Raw genomic sequence first — 16587 nt, 5'->3', positions numbered from 1 at the left:
CCGTGACGCGGCTCCGGGGTTTCCTGCGTGATCTCTGTGCCGCGATGGCGGCCATGGCGGTCGAGGCCGTGTCCTTGACCGATCACTGGGTCGACGAGGCGGGCATCCGCCCGGTCAATCGCGTGGCCACGCGCCTCGCGCACGACTACGACGTACACGTGGACCTGCGCGGCGCCATGGTCCTGCCTCGCCTGCTGGAACCCGCCATGGGTGTCGCTGCCCTCGGGTTTGGCGGTCTTGGTGGGAGCAGAGAAGGGGCATGGGAGTGACAGGGAGAGAAGACGGCTTCGATCGCCTGGTCGAACCGTTCCGAACGGAGCTGTTGGCGTACTGCTACCGGATGCTCGGCTCGGCTCACGACGCCGAGGACTTGGTCCAGGACACGTACCTGAGGGCGTGGCGGGCGCGGGAGCAGTACGACGCTACTCGCAGCTCACTGCGCACCTGGCTCTACCGGATCGCGACGAACGCCTGCCTGACCGCCTTGGAGGTTCGCGGCCGGCGACCGCTGCCGTCGGGGCTGGTGGCCGCGTCGGACCCGCTCGGCCCGCTTGTCCAGGGAGAGAACGCCTGGCTTCAGCCCTTGCCGGACTCGCTGCTGGACGCGGGCGATCCGGCTAGGGCCGTGATCGACCGCAGCAGCCTGCGCTTGGCGTTCGCCGCCGCTCTGCAGCACCTGTCGGCGCGTCAGCGCGGTGCGCTGATCCTGCGTGACGTACTCAGCTTCTCCGCGGCCGAGGCGGCGGAAATCCTCGGCACTACCGCCGCATCGGTGAACAGCTCCCTGCAGCGGGCACGTACCCGGGTGAAGGAAGTCGGGGTCCGCCAGGAACCTCTCAGCGAGCCGTCCGCAGCCGAGCAGCGCGCCTGGGTCGATCGCTACATGAAGGCGTTCGAGCAGGCCGATGTCGAGGGTCTCAAGCGGCTGCTCACCGAGGACGTGCTCATGGAGATGCCGCCGATGGTCAACTGGTTCGTCGGCCGCAGCAACTACGGCCTGTTCATGGAGTGGGTCTTCGGGGCGGCCGGGAAGGACTGGCTTCTCAAGGAGGTCGCGGCCAACGGCGGCCAGCCCGGATTCGCCGCCTATCGGCGCGTCGGTGGCGGATACGAGCTGCACACGCTCCAGATCTTCACCGTCACCGCCGAGGGCATCAGCCGGAATTCGGTGTTCCAGGATTCCGAGGTCTTCGCGTCTTTCGGTCTGGCGGCCGGCCTCGACGCCCAGGGCCTTGTCAACGGCGGGGGTGGTGTGTAGCCGGGTGAGGGGGATGACAGGTCGAGTGGCAGCAGGGCACCCGGCGACTGCTACGGCAGCCTCTCCCCTGTCGAGCACGCCTCGAGATCTCTTGACCGCGGGCGCGATGAGTTTCGAACCCGCCGCCGGTATGTATTGGCGAGTTCGCCGGAACACCCCGGGCGAGCCGATCACAAGGGAGATCCGATGTCGAACAGTCGTGCGGAAGACGTGGCGGCAATCCAGGCCGTGCTGGTTGATTCCTACCAGGCGTGGGAGGCTGGCGACGCCGACGGCATGGTCGCCAACTACACCGCGGACGCGACCGCCATCATGACCGGCTCGCTCCGCGACAGCCGTGACGTGATCCGCAAGAACATGGCCCTGGGCTTCGAGGGGCCACTCAAGGGCAGCTCGACCTACAACAAGCAGCTCAGCATCCGCTTCGTCGGCAGGGACGGCGCGATCGTCATCAGCGAATCCGGCATCCTGTTCGCCGGCGAGACCGGGGTTCCGGACGACCAACGTAAGGTGAACGCGACCTGGGTCTTCGAGAAGCGGGACGGCCAGTGGCTGATCGCCGCCTATCACAACAGCCCGGTGCTGGCGCCTGGGCAGTGAGCCGCGGCTGCGCAGCGCGAAGTGAGCCCCGGGACGTTCGATACCGAGGCCCCGCGGATTCGCGCTGAGCAGACTGAGCCCCGTCCTGTCAGCCGGGATGGGGCTCAGTGCGCTCCTCGACATCGCGTACTGCGGGGTTGTGGTTGGCGCACGCAGGGACGGTTGCTGTGGATCAACCCTCGCGGGGCGGCCGATCGCAGGCGCGCATGTGCAGGTAGGTAACGCCTGCCTGGTTCGACTCAACTTCCCGTACGCCGGGCTGTGGTGGACCACCTGCCGAAACGTCCGCCCGTGGTTCGCCACCTGCACACAGCCACCTCCGGCTGGTGGCGTGAGCGGGCACAGCGGTTCCCACAGCGGGGAGTGGAAGGGTCGGGTGGGGTTTTGTGGAGGTTTTCGGATCGGGGGTTGTGGTGGGGCGGTTGGTGGAGCGGGATCGGGTGATCGCCGAAGTGGTGGGGGCGGTTGAGGGGGCCCGGCGTGAGAGTGGGGCGCTGGTGCTGGTTACCGGGGAGGCGGGGGTCGGGAAGACGAGTGTCGTGCGGGAGGTGGTGGCTCGGCTGGGGGGTGGGGTTCGGGTATTGCGGGGGGCTTGTGATGACATGTTGGCGCCGCCGCCTTTGCAGCCTTTGCGGGATGCGGTTCGGGGGTCTGGGGGGCCTTTGGAGGCTGCGCTTCAGGCGGAGGCGACGGATGGGTTGTTCGAGGCGATCGTGGCCGAGTTCGACGGAGCCCAGCCGACTGTCCTGGTGGTCGAGGACGTGCACTGGGCTGATGACGCCACGTTGGATCTCCTGCGGTACCTCGCTCGCCGGCTGCAGCGTCTCCGCGCAGTACTGGTTCTGACCTATCGAGCCGACGAGATCGACCCGCGCCACCCGCTGCGGTCGCTGCTGGGTTCGCTGACGGATGTGCCTGTGCACCGGGTCGGCCTGAAGCCGCTCTCGGCCGAGGCCGTCAGAGTGATGGCGGTCGGCACCCGCCGGGATGTCGAGGAGTTGTACCGGCTGACCGGAGGCAACCCGTTCTATCTGACCGAGGCGCTCGCCGGTCCCGCGGACGCAGTACCGGTGACAGTGGTCGACGCGACGCTCGCCCGGCTGCACACCCTGGATCCCGAGAGCGTGGCCGTGGTGGAGCAACTCTCCGTCGTCCCCACGCCGGTCGACCTCGAGCACATCGGGACGCTGGTCGGCGGTCGGATCGAGGCTCTCGCCCGGGCCGAGCAGCGCGGCGTGCTGGAGACCGACGAGCAAGGCGTCCGCTTCCGGCACGAGCTTGCACGGCGGGCGATCGAGGAGTCGCTCCCCGCGATCCGCCGGCGAGAGCTGAACGCGACCATCGTGCGGCTGATCCTCGGCTGCGACGTCGACCGCGAGCTCTGCGCCCTCGTGCATCACGCCGTCGGCGCGGGCGACATCGCGACCATCGTGGAGTACGCGCCGCGCGCAGCACGGCAAGCCACCCGCGCCGGCTCCCACCGCCAGGCGCTGGCGCAGTACGAAGCAGTCTTCCCGTACTGCGACCGCCTGCCGCCCGCCGCGAGGGCTGAGGTGCTGGCGGGGTACGCGTGGGAGCTGCACATCGCCCACAGGTTTCCCGAAGCGGTCGAGCGGTGCCGGGATGCCGTCGAGCTGTTCGAGCAGCTGGGTGATCCGATGCCCTGGGCTGAGACGTTGCTCCAGCTGGCGAGGCACTGCTATCTGGCCGGTGAGACGGATGCAGCGCTGGCTGCGGTCGGCCGCGCACTGGAAGTTGCCCAAGGCAACGATGAGGTTCTGCCGGCCGCGATCGGCTGTCGCGGCATGCTGCTGGTCCTGACCGGGGCTGCCGAGGAGGCGATCCCGGCGCTGGAGCAGGCGCACGGTCTCGCCCAGCAGGCCGGGCGTACTGATCTGGCCGCACTCTGCCTGAACTATCTCGGTCTGGCGTACTGCGACCTGGACCGGCCCGGCGGGTTGGAGAACCTGCGGATCAGCATCGACGCCGCGCTGGCCACCGGGGACTTCGAAGCCGTCGCCCGCGGGTACACCAACCTCGTCGAGATGCTGTACCGCGCTCGTCGGTGGGATGAGCTGGACGAGACGATCTCGGCCGGCCTCGAGTTCACCCGGGAGCGTGGGTTCGGCTCGCACACGTACAACCTGGAGACCCATCGCGGGTTGCTGACCATGCGCCGAGGAGACCTGGCGGCCGCGGAGGAACACCTGCGGTGGTTGATCGACACCGTGGAGGAGCCGGGCATGCTGTCGGTGCTCAGCGCCTCCAGCCTCGGCCGCGTTCTTGCTCGTCGGGGTGATGCCGCGGCGGAGGAGTTGCTTGCCGATGCGTGGGAGCGGTCTCGGCGTCAGCGGTCGGTGCTCGGCCTGGCTTATGCCGCGACGGCGTACGTCGAGTGGGCTTGGTTGAACGATCGGGCCGCTCTCGCGGAAGTCGTTCGCGATGATCTGGGCGATGAGGTGCTGACGGCCCCGGCGTATCGCGAACTCTGCCGGTATCTCACCCTCGCCGATGCCACGGCCGACTGGTCTGACGCGTTGGGGAAGGGCGGTCGGGGGTGCACTGGGTTGGAGTACGCCGACGCCTGGGAGGACACGCCGTACGAGCAGGCGCTGGCGATGGCGGGTTCGGGGGAGCGCGAACCGACGTTGCAGGCGCTCCAGATCCTGCTCAACCTGGGCGCGGCACCGGCCGCCTCGCTGGTACGCCGGCAGCTCAGGGAGCTCGGCGTGAGCCGCATCCCCCGCGGCAGCCAAGCGCGGTCCAGGAACAACCCGGCCGGTCTCACCGATCGCCAGGTCGACGTACTGCGCCTCCTGGTCGAGGGCCACACCAACGCGGAGATCGCGGAGAAGCTGGTCGTGTCGGTGCGCACGGTCGACCACCACGTCTCGGCCATCCTGTCCCGCCTCGACGCCCGCACCCGCCGAGAAGCAGCCACCATCGCCAAAACCCTCGACCTAACCGAAGACTCCCGCCAATCGGCCTGAGAACGAGGCCCGCCGCCTCCCCGTGAGTACGGGATGGCGGCGGGGTGGGGGAGGGAACTAGGCGATCGGGCGATTGCCTCGGATGGTGGCGTGAGGGTCGACCCGGTGCTTGATCGCGCCTAGGCGGGCGAGGGAGTCTGCGGAGTACAGGGCGGTCAACGGCTCGGTGGTGCTGAAGTTCGGGGTGTTGTGGCCAGTGATCCAGGGCGACATCTTCGCCTCGACGCCCTCGATGGCTGCCTCGATCACCTCCGCCATGCCCGGACCTGCGACGAAACCGCCGAAGAGCAGGAAGTAAGGCTCCTCGATCACCCCGGCGACCCCCTGAGATGCGTCCGGGCGAGCCAGCGCACCGCCGAAGTGCCGGACCTCGAAGGCGAACAGCGGCGACGGCGTACCCGGGGCGGCGACCTCGAGCAGCGAGTCGATCGCGTCGGAGTCGAACCCGGACAGCAGCACCGTCTTGAGCAGCCCCGGCACCGGCTCATCCGGCTCCTGCGCGATCGACCCCAGCTCACTCAGCGGAACCCTCGCGACGGTATCGGCGATCGGCTCCGCCACCGCACGCAGCGGCGCGAGCAGCTTCTCGCTGTCCTCCTCGGACCCGAGGAACGTCGAGTCGACAGCCGCGACCCACCTGCCCCGCAAGGGCTCGGGCACGAACGGCACGTCCGGCAGGTTCAGCAACCAGGCCCACAGCGTCAGCTCGTCGGGCGCGGTCGCGGTGACGTCGGCGAACGCCCGCAGTACGTCGCGCGCGTGCTCGATCGACCACAGCATCCGGCCGCCCTGGATCTCCGGCGCGAGCCGCAACTCCAGCTCCATCGCGACGATGATGCCGAACTCGCCACCACCGCCACGCAGCGCCCAGAACAGCTCCGGGTCGGACTCGTGGGTGACCCGCTGGAAGTCGCCCCGCGCGTTGACCAGCTCGAACGACCGCACCGTGTTCGCGGCCTGCCCGTACTTCCGGCCGAACCAGCTCAGCCCACCGCCGAGGGTGTACCCGACCACGGTCGTGTCACCGGAACTGCCCGGCAGGCTGGTCAGCCCGGTCCCGGTCAGCGCGTCGTTCAGGTCACGCCAGCGAACGCCCGCCTCGACCCGCACCACCCCTGAGGCGATGTCGACGTCGATCGCGGTGAGCCCGCCGGTGCGGAGCAGGATCGTCCCGTTCACCGCCGGCGAGGCGCCGTGACCGACCGGCTGAGCGGAGACCGCCAGCTCGTGCCGGCGGGCGAAGCGGATCGTGGCCGCGATGTCGTCCGCGCCGGTGACGTGTACTACGGCCGCAGGCCGCTGGTCCGCGAGCAGATGCCACGCACCCCGCTCCAAGTCCCACGCCGGGTCGTCGGCCCCGACGACCCGGCCCGCGATGTGCGTCCGGAGTACCTCGAGCAACTGAGGTGTGAGCGTCATTCGTTGTCCCCCTGGGAAAAGAATCGTGTGAAACCCGGTCCCTCGAGGAACCGGCGATTCTTTTGTACGGCGCCCAGCGCACCCTGCTCATCGGCAAAAGCTACCTAGATCTAGCAACCACCCACCCACATCAGGCAGCCGGGTGACGCCAGCTCTGGTCGGCCTGGAGCCACGCGGGGTACCTCAGCGGAGTACGGCTGACCTCGTCCAGCGCGGCCAGGTCCTCGGCGGTCAGCTCGAGGTCCGCCGCGGCCAGGTTGGCGGTGAGCTGGTCGGGCCGCTTGCCCCCGACGATCACGCTGGTCACCGCGGGCTGGGCGAGCACCCACGCCAGTGCCGTCTGCGCGACGGTGGCGTCGCGGCGCTCGGCAACCTTCCTCAGTACGTCGATGATGTCGTAGGTCCGCTCCAGCTCGACCGGCGGGAATTCGGCGTTGGCCCGGCGGGCGTCGCTGTCGGTGGACCCGTTCCGATCGAACTTTCCGGACAGGAAGCCGGCTGCCAGGGGACTCCAGACGAGCAGCCCGACGTTCTCCGCGGTCAGCAACGGCACCAGCTCGGCTTCGATGTCACGGCCGGCCAGCGAGTAGTACGACTGCGACGCGACGAACCGCGAGAGCCCGAACCGGTCGGACTTGCCCAGCGCCCTGGCGAGCTGCCAAGCGGCGAGGTTGGACGCGCCGAGGTACCGCACCTTGCCCTGCCGTACTGCGTCGTCGAGCGCGCGCAAGGTCTCCTCGATCGGCGTCACCGGGTCGAAGTTGTGGATCTGGTAGAGGTCGATGTGGTCGGTGCCGAGCCGTCGCAGGCTGTTCTCGATCGAGTTCATCACGTGATGCCGGGACAGGCCGACCTCGTTCGGGCCCGGGCCCATCCGGGCGGCCAGCTTGGTGGCCAGCAGCACCTCGTCGCGGCGGGACTTCACGCTCCGGCCGAGGATCTCCTCCGACTCGCCGGCGGCGTACATGTCCGCGGTGTCGATCAGGTTGACGCCGTGGTCCAGCGCGGTACCGACGAGGGTGTCCGCGGCCGCCTGGTCGAGGGCCCCGACGGTGTCCCAGGGCTGGGTGCCGGCGCCGCCGAACGTCATGGCTCCCAGGGAGATCCTCGAGACGTAGAGACCGGTCGCGCCGAGCTGAGCGAATTTCATCGATGTCCTTTCGTGGTGACCTTGCCTCCAACCTAGGAACGCGATCGGCGATACTCCATGAGCGGAAGTCCTGACTAGTTGCTCGATCGTCCCGGAGGTGAGAACCGGATGGATCCGCTGTCCGAGATGCTGACCCTGCTCAACGTCGAGGCCGCCCTGCCGTCGCGGTTCGAGGCGGGCGGCGACTGGTCGCTGCAGTTCCTGGAGTTCCAGCACATCAAGGTGGGCGCGATCTTGGCCGGGCAGTGCTGGATCACCGCGGACGGCGCCGAACCGTTGCTGCTGACAACAGGTGACTGCTACCTGCTCGCCAGCGCGCGGAAGTTCGGCACGGCCTCGGACCTGACGCTCGAGCCCGTCGACGGCCACGCGGTCTTCGAGGAGGTCTATCCCAAGACCGTCTACTACAACACCACCCCCGACGATCCCGACCGGACTGTCATCGTCGGTGGCGCCGTTCGCTTCGACGAAACCACCGCGGCGCTGCTGCTGGACCACCTGCCGACCAGTGTGCGGATCAGCGCAGACACCCGTACTGCGAAAGCGCTGCGTCCGCTGCTCGAACTTCTCGGCGAGGAGTCCTTGCACGATTCACCGGGCTCGATGAACGTGCGCGAGCAGCTCACCAAGGTGCTCTTCGTGCAGGCGCTGCGGGCGATGATCGAGTCCGGCGACAGTCCGACGGGCTGGCTCGGCGCGCTGGCGGACGAGAGCATCGGGACGGCGCTGGACCTGATCCACCGGAAGGCCTCGCACCGCTGGACCGTCGCCGAGCTCGCGGAGCAGGTCGGCATGTCCCGGAGCAGCTTCGCCCTGCGGTTCAAGAACCTCGTCGGCCTGCCGCCGCTGGATTACCTGGCCCGCTGGCGGATCCAGGCCGCCGGACGCGCGCTGCGGTCCACCGATCGCACGGTGTACTCCGTGGCGACCGAGTTCGGCTACGGCTCGGAGAGCGCGTTCAGCGCCGCCTTCAAGCGGGTCACCGGCCAGTCGCCCGCGCGGTACCGCCAGCTCCCCCGCTGAGCCGAACGACGTCGCCAGCTCGTCCGCTGAGCGTGGCCCATCCCGAGCTCAGCGGACGAGCTGACTTTCATATGGGCGCCTGACCGCTCGGGCGCCTCCCCCTGGTACCGCGGTGCCGCGGCCCGGGGGCCGTCTAGTGCAACCGCACCCGCGGATCGAGTACGGCGTAGACGATGTCGACCAGGATGTTCGCGACGACCACGGCGGCGGACGCGAACAGCACGATGCCGATGATCACCGGAAGGTCCTGCTGGTTGATCGCCGTCACCGCGGTCTTGCCCAACCCGGGAAGGCTGAACACGGACTCGATCACGACCACACCTCCGACCAGTTGGCCGAGGTCGATCCCGAACTGGGTGACCACCGGTGTGAGCGCGCTCCGCAGACCGTGCCGCACCACCACCCGGCTCTCCCGGATGCCCTTCGACCGCGCGGTCCGGATGTAGTCCTCGCCCAGTACGTCGAGCATCGACCCGCGGGTCAACCGCGTGTACGTCGCTGCCAGCAACAGCGCGAGCGCGAGCCACGGCAATATCAGATGCTGCACCCAGGACCCCAGCTCCTGGGTGATTCCGGTGTAGCCGCCGGCCGGGAACCACTCAAACCCGGCGAGGGTCAGCCGGAAGTACAGGAAGTACAGCAACAGCAGCCCGAGCAGGAACGACGGGAACGAGTAGAAGAACAACGAGAACAGGGTCAGACCGCGATCGGCCAGCGAGCGCGGATGCACCGCCGAGATCACCCCGTTGAACACCCCGAGGAGCAACCACAGTACGGCGGCGCCGAGTGCGAGCGACACCGTCACCGGCAGCGCCTGCCCGATGATCGTTGTCACCGGCACCTGGTGGTAGTAGTCGAACCCCAGGTTGCCGTGCGCGGCGTTCTCGATGAAGTTCAGGTACTGCCGCCAGATCGGCAGGTCGAGTCCCAGCCGGTGCTTGACCAGCGCGATCGTCTCGGGGGTCGCCTGCCGGCCGGCCAGCGACTGCGCGACGTTGCTCGGGGCAACGAAGAACAGGCCGAAGACGGCGAGGGTGATCAGCCAGAGCACCAGGATGCCGTGGCCGATCCGGCGGATCAGGAATACCAGCATGTCGGAACCTCCCTCACCGGAGCCGGTCCGCCCGCGGGTCGAACGCGTCCCGGACGCCGTCGCCGAACAGGTTGAAGGCGAGCGTCGTGATCAGCAGCGCGAGACCGGGGAAGAGGATGAACCACCAGGCGGTGGTGTAGTAGTTCTGCGAGGCGCTGATCATGCCGCCCCAGTCGGCGGTGGGTGGCGGCAGCCCGAGTCCCAGGAAGGACAACGTCGCCTGGGTGACGATCACCACCGGGATCAGCAGCGTGGTGTAGACGATCACGGGTGCGAGCACGTTCGGCAGCACGTCGACGAACATGATCCGGGTGTCCCCGGCGCCGAGCGAGCGCGCCGCCTCGACGAACTCGCGCTCGCGCAGCGACAGCACCTGGCCGCGGACGATCCTGGCCACCGAGGCCCAGCTGAAGAACCCGATCACCAGCACGGTGATCGACAGGCTCGGCCCGGTCACCGACACCAGCGCGATCGCCACCAGCAGGAACGGCACCGACAGCACCACGTCGATCAACCGCGCCAGGATGGTGTCCACCACCCCGCCGAGGAAGCCGGCCGCCAGTCCCAGCACGATGCCGACGGCAACGGTGATCGCGGTCGCGGCGACGCCGACGAGCAGCGAAACCCTTGCTCCGTAGGCGATCCGGACCAGCACGTCTCGGCCGAGATCGTCGGTGCCGAGCCAGAACGTCCCGTTGGGACCCCGCGGCAGACCGTCGGGCGTCAGCCCGATGTCGCGGTACTGCTCGTTCGGCGGGTGTCCGGTGATCGTCGCGAACAGCGGCGCGAAGACCGCCATCAGCACGATCAGCACGATCACCACGAGCGAGACCATCGCCACCTTGTCCCGGCGCAGCCGCCGGAACGCCAGCAGGAACGGGCTCCGCCCCTCGATCGCCGGCGCCGACGTCTCGAGCATCTCCAGGGACGCGGTCACGACGCCTTCAGATCCGGTACGGCGGTCGACAGGTCCTCGCCGATCGTCAACGGGAAGAAGCAGGCGGTCCGGTGTGCCGGGCCGTCGTCGAGCACCGGGTCGAGCCCGGGTTCCGCGGCGGCGCAGGTCGCCCGGGCCTTCGGGCACCGGGTGTGGAACCTGCACCCCTGCGGCGGGTTCGTCGCCGACGGGATGTCACCGGCGAGAATGATCTGCTCGCGGCTGTCGGCGGTGTCCGGGTCGGCGACGGGGAGCGCCGAGAGCAGCGCACGGGTGTAGGGATGGCGGGTCTGCTGGAACAACTCCTCGGTCGGCGCGACCTCGACCAGCTTGCCCAGGTACATCACCGCGATTCGGTCGCTCACGTGCCGGACCACCGACAGGTCGTGCGAGATGAACACGTAGGTGAGGTCGAACTCCTTCTGCAGATCGGCGAGCAGGTTGATGATCTGCGCCTGGATCGACACGTCCAGGGCCGACACCGGCTCGTCGCAGATGACCAGCTTCGGCCGCAGCGCCAGCGCCCGGGCGACCCCGATCCGCTGCCGCTGGCCGCCGGAGAACTCGGCCGGAAACCTGTTGTAGTGCTCGGGGTTGAGCCCGACCACCTCCATCAGGTCCTGCACCTTCCGCTTCCGCTCCGCCCCGGCGGAGATGCCGTGGATGGCGAACGGGTCGCCGATGATGGAGCCCACCCGGCGGCGCGGGTTCAGCGAGCCGTACGGATCCTGGAAGATCATCTGGATCTCGCGGCGCAGCGGCCGCATCGCCCGGCGGGACAACCCGGTCAGCTCGGTCCCGTCGAACTCCACCGAGCCCGACGTCACGTCGTACAGGTGGGCGATGCAGCGGGCCAGGGTCGACTTGCCGCAGCCGGTCTCGCCGACCAGGCCGAGGGTCTCGCCCTTGCGCACCTCCAGCGAGACTCCGTCGACCGCCCGGACGACCTCCCGGCCGTGCGTCGGGAACTCCTTGCGGACGTCCCGCACGCGCAACAGCGGTTGGGTCACGGGTTGGGTCACGGGTTGTGTCAGCGCCTCGGTCATGAAGCCACCGCCTCGGTCACGTTGTGGTCCAGCCAGCAGGCCGACTGGTGCCGTGGATCCCCCTGGACGTCGGTCGCCGGCGGGGTCTCCACCCGGCAGCGGTCGAACACGTGCGGGCACCGGGCCGCGAACGGGCAGCCCTTCGGCAGGTTGATCAGGCTCGGCGGGCTGCCCGCGATCGGGGTCAGCCGCTTGCCGCTCTGCGCCGGCAACGAGGCCAGCAGCCCTTGGGTGTAAGGGTGATGGTTGCGGTAGAAGATGTCCCGGCGCGGCGCCCGCTCCATCATCGCGCCCGCGTACATCACGATCACCTCGTCCGACATCTCCGCGACCACCCCGAGATCGTGGGTGATCAGGATGATCGCGGTGCCGAACTCCTCCTGCAGCCGCCGCATCACGTTCAGCACCTGGGCCTGGACCGTCACGTCCAGCGCGGTGGTCGGCTCGTCCGCGATCAGCAGCGCCGGGTCGAGTGCCATCGCCATCGCGATCATCACCCGCTGCCGCATCCCGCCGGAGAACTGGTGCGGGTAGTCGTCGATCCGCTCCGCCGCCCGCGGGATGCCGACCAGCGTGAGCAGGTCGGCGGCCCGGCGGCGGGCCGCCCGCTTGGAGATCTCGTGGTCGTGCGCCTGGATCATCTCGACGATCTGCCAGCCGATCCGGTAGTGCGGGTGCAGGCTGGACAGCGGGTCCTGGAAGATCATCCCGATCTCGGCGCCGCGCAACCGCCGCAACGTCGCGGCGTCCGCGCTGATCAGGTCGGTGCCCTCGAAGTACGCCGTACCGGAGATCTGCGCGCCGCGGGTCAGACCGGTGATGGTCTGGGTGGCGACGCTCTTGCCCGAACCGGACTCGCCGACCACGGCCAGGGTCTGGCCGCGGTCCACGCTGAAGGACAGCCCCCGGACGGCGCGGACGGTGCCGTCCGGGGTGTCGAACGAGACCCGAAGGTCCTGGACTTCCAGCAAAGCCATCGATCAGCCCTGCTTGTCCTTGGTCAGCCAGACGTTCGTCGGGTCGAAGTTCTGCAGCGACGGGACGTAGACCGCGTTGTTCACCTGCTCGGCGTGGTAGTTCGCCTGCTTGTTGTTGGTGAGCGGGTAGAACGCCGCGTCCGCCATCACCTGGGCGTCCGCCTTGGCCCACAGTGTGGCCGCCGCGTCGGTTGTCGGTGCCGCGACCGCCTGAGCGATCAGGGCGTTGGCCGCCGGGCTGTTGTAGAGGCCGAAGTTGCTGCCCACCGGCGGGAAGGACGGCTCACCCGAGAACAGCGGGTTGAAGAAGGACACGGCCGCGTTGCCGTACCAGTCGGCTCCCCAGCCGGCCAGCGAGACGTCCCAGACGCCGCGCTGCGCGACGCTCGGCACCTGCAGGTACTTCACGTAGAAGTCCGCGTTGGGCGACGGTACGCCGACGACGGTGATGCCCACCTTCGACAGGTCCTGTTGGATCGTCTGGAAGGACTTGCTGCTTCCCTCGGTGGCGTTGCGGTACAGGAACTTCAACGTCAGGTGCGGGAAGCCGGCCTCGGCGAGCAGTTGCTTGGCCTTGTCCGGGTTGTAGGGGTACGGGTCGATCTGCTTCGAGCCGACGATCACGTCCGGCAGCACGTGCGTCAGCGGCGGGTTGAGCGTCGGGCCGCCGAGCACCTGCAGGATGTGGTCACGGTTGATCGCGAAGCTGAGCGCCTGGCGGACCTTGGGGTTGGCCAGCGCCTTGTTGTTGTTCGGCGAGGCCGTGTTGTAGACGACGTACGGGTTGCTGCTCGCCGTGTCGCCCAGGTTCAGGTTCGGGTCCTTCTTCGCCTGTAGCGCGGGGATCTGCGACGGCGGCGGCGCGACGTCCCACTCGAGGTCGGCGCTCGGCGTACCGGTCTGCAACTGCTGCTGGACCGAGTCCTGGCTGGTCGTCTCGTTCACCACGATCTTGTCCACGTAGGCCTTGCGGACCGGGTCGGTGGAGGCGTTCCAGGCCGGGTTCCGCGAGTAGTTGACCGACTTCGTCGGCACCCAGGAGTCCACCTTGTACGGGCCGTCGGAGGGGAAGTGGTTGCCGAGTTCGGTGCTGGCCGGCAGGTACTTGAGCACCTCGACCGGAGCCGGCGAGAAGGCCGACAGCGTCAGCATGTCGACGAAGTAGGTGGCCGGCTGGGTGAGCTTGAAGACCACCGTCGTCTGGTCCTTGGCGACCACGCCCGGCAGCGACGTCTTGTTGATGTAGTCCGCGATCGCGGCCGGCGTCTTCGCCACCTTGGTGAAACCGTCCGCGAACGCCTTGTAACCGACGATCAGGTTCGCGAAGTCCGGGATGCCGCCGAACGGCTGCACCGGGTTCGCGGTCCGCTTCACACCGAGCACCATGTCGGCGGCGGTGACCTGGCGGGCCGGGGAGGTGTTCCACTGCGCGCCGGGCCGGAGGTGGATCGTGTAGGTCTTGCCGTCCGCGCTGATCCCGCCGTTGGCCGCGGTCGGGATCGTGGTGGCCAGGTCCGCCACCGGCGCGGTGTTCTTGCCGCCCGGCTCGGCCGGGTAGGTGAACAGCTGACGGCTCCACATCCGCATGTTCAGGTAGCCGACGGAGTAGTAGCTGATGTTCGGATCCATGTAGTCGACGTCACCCGCCCCGAGCATGTTCAGGGTGCCGCCCGCGACCGGGTTGCCGGTCGTACCCCCGCCCGCCGCGCCGACGGTGCCGTTGTTGCCGGCGTTGCAGGCTGCCAGCGTGAGACCCACGACGGCAACTATGGTCGCGGTCGCGAAGCGTCTGGTGGAACTGGCCATTGGTCCTCCTCGGAAACTCGATGAGGCCGAACGTAGGGTCGGCCGGCCAGAATCCGGGGGTGGTTCACGGAAGTGTCAAACCCTTGTCATCGGGGCCGCGCGGGCAGATGTCGAAGTCATGACAGATGTCACCCTTTCGTTCGCGTTTTCGCGAGCAACACTTGGGCAGTGGCGCATAGCTTGCTGTTGGTGGACGACGAACCGCGGATCCGGAGAGTCCTTCGGCTCGCCCTCGAGGACGAGGGCTACCAGATCTCCGAGGCGGCGAACGGGTTCGACGCACTGGCAGCCCTCCGCCGGGAGCCGCCCGACGTGGTCCTGCTGGACCTGATGCTGCCGGACCGGGACGGATTCACCGTCTGCCGGGAGATCCGCCGGAACAGCGACGTCCCGGTGATCATGGTGACGGCCCGGACCGACAGCCACGACGTGGTCGCGGGGCTGGAGGCCGGCGCGGACGACTACGTGACGAAACCCCTGGTGGCCAAGGAGCTCTCGGCCCGGATCCGGGCCCTGCTCCGGCGGGTGGAGCCGGCGAGCACCCGGACCTCCGACCTGTACGTCGTCGGCGACCTGGAGATCGACGTGGGGGCCGCCGAGGTGGTCCGCGACGGCGAGGTGCTGCCGCTGACCCGGACCGAGTTCAAGCTGCTCGCCGAGCTCGCGTGCGCCGAGGGCAAGGTGTGCAGCCGCGAGCAACTGCTCTCCCAGGTCTGGGGCTACGGTTACTTCGGCGACAGCCGGATCGTCGACGTCCACATCCGCCGGTTGCGGCTGAAGATCGAGCACGACCCGGCCACCCCCAAGCACCTCGTCACCGCCCGAGGCCTCGGGTACCGACTGGTGAACTGACGTTGCGGCGACGGTTCGGCCTGCGGGATCGGGTGATGCTGGCCTACGGGCTGCTCGCCCTGGGGCTGTCGGGCGCCCTGGCACTCGTCACCTTCCATGTGGTGTCGGACTATCTCACCGGGCAGCGGGTCTCGTCGGCGATCGTGGAGACAGCCGACAACGCGGCGGCCCTGCATTTCGGCCTCTTCGAGGCCGCGCCGCCCTGCCGGCCCAGCCGCAACAACCCCGGCGAGTGCACCACCGTCCCGATCCCGCGGCAGGCCCCGGACGTGATGGCACTTCTCGACGGGCTGCCCACGACCGACTCCGCCGCCTCGCTGCTGTTCTTCAACGGCCGTTGGTACTCCGCGGCCGGCCAGCCGGCCGATCTACCGGCCGACATGGTGAACACAGCCAAGTCCGGGACCGTGGTGAACCGCCGGATCGAGGTGGGGGGTCAGCAGGTGCTGGCGGTCGGAGTGCCGCTGCCCCGGTCCGGTGAGGCTTTCTTCGAGTGGCATCCGCTGACCGGTCTCGACAACACCCTGCGGACGCTGAAGATCACCCTCATTTTCGCCGCCCTCGTGACCGCGCTGCTCGGCCTGGCCGTCGGCAGGTTCGCCAGCACGCTGGCCTTGCGGCCGTTGGCCGAGCTGACCCAGGTCGCGGCGGCCGTCGCTCGTGGCCGGCTCGATGCCAGGTTGCAGGCCGAGAACGACCCGGATCTGGGTGGTCTGGCGCGGTCGTTCAACCAGACCGCCGCGGCCCTCGAGCAGCGGGTGGTGGCCGATGCCCGGTTCGCCGGGGACATCAGCCACGAGTTGCGGACGCCGCTGATGACGATGATGAACTCGATGCAGTTGATCCAGAACCACCGGACCGAACTGCCGCCGGTGGTGCGAGAACCGGTCGAGTTGCTCGGCGACGACCTGGACCGGTTCCGCCGGCTGGTGATCGACCTGCTCGAGATCTCCCGTGACGACGGCGGCGACCAGGGCCTGCGGGAGACGGTCCGGATCGCCGACCTGGTCCGGGCCGCCGCGGACGCGACCGCCGGCCGGTCGATCACGGACGTCGCCGAGGACGCGGCCGACCTGACCATGGAGGCCGACAAGCGACGGCTCGAACGGGTGATCGCGAACCTGGTCGAGAACGCCGAGGTCCACGCCGGCGGCTGCAAGGGCGTCAGTGTCCGGGCCGGCGGCCGCGGAGTCATCGTGTACGTCGACGACGCGGGCCCGGGGATCCCCGAGGCCGACCGGGAGCGGATCTTCGAGCGGTTCGGCCGGGGTGGCGGCGACGGCCAGAGCCGGGGGATCGGCCTCGGCCTGGCGATCGTCGCCCGGCACGTCGAGTGGCACCACGGCCTGATCATGGTCGAGGACCGCCCCGAGGGCGGCGCCCGCTTCATCGTCGAACTCCCCACCAAGTCCCGCTGAGCCCGCCTCGGCACGGGC

At 69.0% G+C, this 16587-nt stretch carries 14 protein-coding genes; 7 read left to right on the top strand and 7 right to left on the bottom strand.

What is annotated here, in order from left to right; all coding sequences use genetic code 11:
• Positions 1–44 precede the first annotated feature (44 nt).
• The 4 genes from EV648_RS21915 (at position 45) to EV648_RS21900 (ending at position 4848) form a co-directional block, all read left to right on the top strand.
• Complete coding sequence (locus EV648_RS21915) at positions 45–269, top strand: hypothetical protein (RefSeq protein WP_132294769.1); 225 nt, start codon at positions 45–47, stop codon at positions 267–269.
• Positions 260–1258, top strand: a complete 999-nt coding sequence (locus EV648_RS21910; protein WP_132294766.1) for a sigma-70 family RNA polymerase sigma factor — start codon at positions 260–262, stop codon at positions 1256–1258. The genes EV648_RS21915 and EV648_RS21910 overlap by 10 nt, the downstream gene beginning before the upstream one ends.
• 186 nt (positions 1259–1444) lie before the next feature.
• Positions 1445–1858: an SgcJ/EcaC family oxidoreductase gene (locus EV648_RS21905; RefSeq protein WP_132294763.1), complete on the top strand. Its 414-nt coding sequence runs from the start codon at positions 1445–1447 to the stop codon at positions 1856–1858.
• Positions 1859–2244: 386 nt separating this feature from the next.
• On the top strand, positions 2245–4848 hold the full coding sequence (locus tag EV648_RS21900) for a LuxR family transcriptional regulator (RefSeq protein WP_132294760.1): 2604 nt from the start codon (positions 2245–2247) through the stop codon (positions 4846–4848).
• A 57-nt stretch (positions 4849–4905) separates the two neighbouring features.
• Here EV648_RS21900 and EV648_RS21895 read toward each other — a convergent pair whose 3' ends face one another.
• Both EV648_RS21895 and EV648_RS21890 read right to left on the bottom strand, forming a co-directional pair.
• Positions 4906–6267, bottom strand: coding sequence for an FAD-binding oxidoreductase (locus tag EV648_RS21895; RefSeq protein WP_132294757.1), 1362 nt, complete (start codon positions 6265–6267; stop codon positions 4906–4908).
• A 130-nt stretch (positions 6268–6397) separates the two neighbouring features.
• Positions 6398–7417, bottom strand: coding sequence for an aldo/keto reductase (locus EV648_RS21890; protein ID WP_132294754.1), 1020 nt, complete (start codon positions 7415–7417; stop codon positions 6398–6400).
• 108 nt (positions 7418–7525) lie between these two features.
• Between EV648_RS21890 and EV648_RS21885 the strand changes: the two genes are divergently transcribed.
• A complete protein-coding gene (locus EV648_RS21885; RefSeq protein ID WP_132294751.1) occupies positions 7526–8440 on the top strand; it encodes an AraC family transcriptional regulator in 915 nt (304 codons plus the stop codon).
• 133 nt (positions 8441–8573) lie between these two features.
• On the opposite strand, the gene EV648_RS21880 is transcribed toward EV648_RS21885, so the two are convergent.
• From EV648_RS21880 to EV648_RS21860, 5 genes are read right to left on the bottom strand one after another with little or no spacing between them, the layout of a single operon-like run.
• Entirely contained in the window at positions 8574–9533 is a 960-nt protein-coding gene (locus EV648_RS21880) for an ABC transporter permease (RefSeq protein ID WP_132294748.1), read from the bottom strand.
• 13 nt (positions 9534–9546) lie between these two features.
• Entirely contained in the window at positions 9547–10470 is a 924-nt protein-coding gene (locus tag EV648_RS21875) for an ABC transporter permease (RefSeq protein ID WP_241995463.1), read from the bottom strand.
• Positions 10467–11516 (bottom strand): ABC transporter ATP-binding protein, encoded by a 1050-nt coding sequence (locus EV648_RS21870; RefSeq protein WP_132294745.1) that lies wholly within the window; start codon positions 11514–11516, stop codon positions 10467–10469. The genes EV648_RS21875 and EV648_RS21870 overlap by 4 nt, the downstream gene beginning before the upstream one ends.
• A complete protein-coding gene (locus EV648_RS21865) occupies positions 11513–12493 on the bottom strand; it encodes an ABC transporter ATP-binding protein (protein ID WP_132294742.1) in 981 nt (326 codons plus the stop codon). Before EV648_RS21865 ends, EV648_RS21870 begins: the two co-directional genes overlap by 4 nt.
• Positions 12494–12496: 3 nt before the next feature.
• Entirely contained in the window at positions 12497–14299 is a 1803-nt protein-coding gene (locus tag EV648_RS21860; RefSeq protein WP_132294739.1) for an ABC transporter substrate-binding protein, read from the bottom strand.
• Positions 14300–14467: 168 nt separating this feature from the next.
• Between EV648_RS21860 and EV648_RS21855 the strand changes: the two genes are divergently transcribed.
• A complete protein-coding gene (locus EV648_RS21855) occupies positions 14468–15151 on the top strand; it encodes a response regulator transcription factor (RefSeq protein ID WP_132294736.1) in 684 nt (227 codons plus the stop codon).
• A gap of 2 nt (positions 15152–15153) precedes the next feature.
• Positions 15154–16569 carry a HAMP domain-containing sensor histidine kinase gene (locus EV648_RS21850; RefSeq protein ID WP_132294733.1) on the top strand — a complete coding sequence of 472 codons (1416 nt, stop codon included), beginning with the start codon at positions 15154–15156 and terminating at the stop codon, positions 16567–16569.
• The last annotated feature ends 18 nt before the right edge of the window (positions 16570–16587 follow it).

The sequence above is a fragment of the Kribbella sp. VKM Ac-2568 genome (genome assembly GCF_004345365.1).
Classification (GTDB): Bacteria; Actinomycetota; Actinomycetes; order Propionibacteriales; family Kribbellaceae; genus Kribbella; species Kribbella orskensis.
The sequence above is the reverse complement of the archived record's forward strand: the minus strand, read 5'-3'. Positions and strand labels throughout refer to the sequence as shown.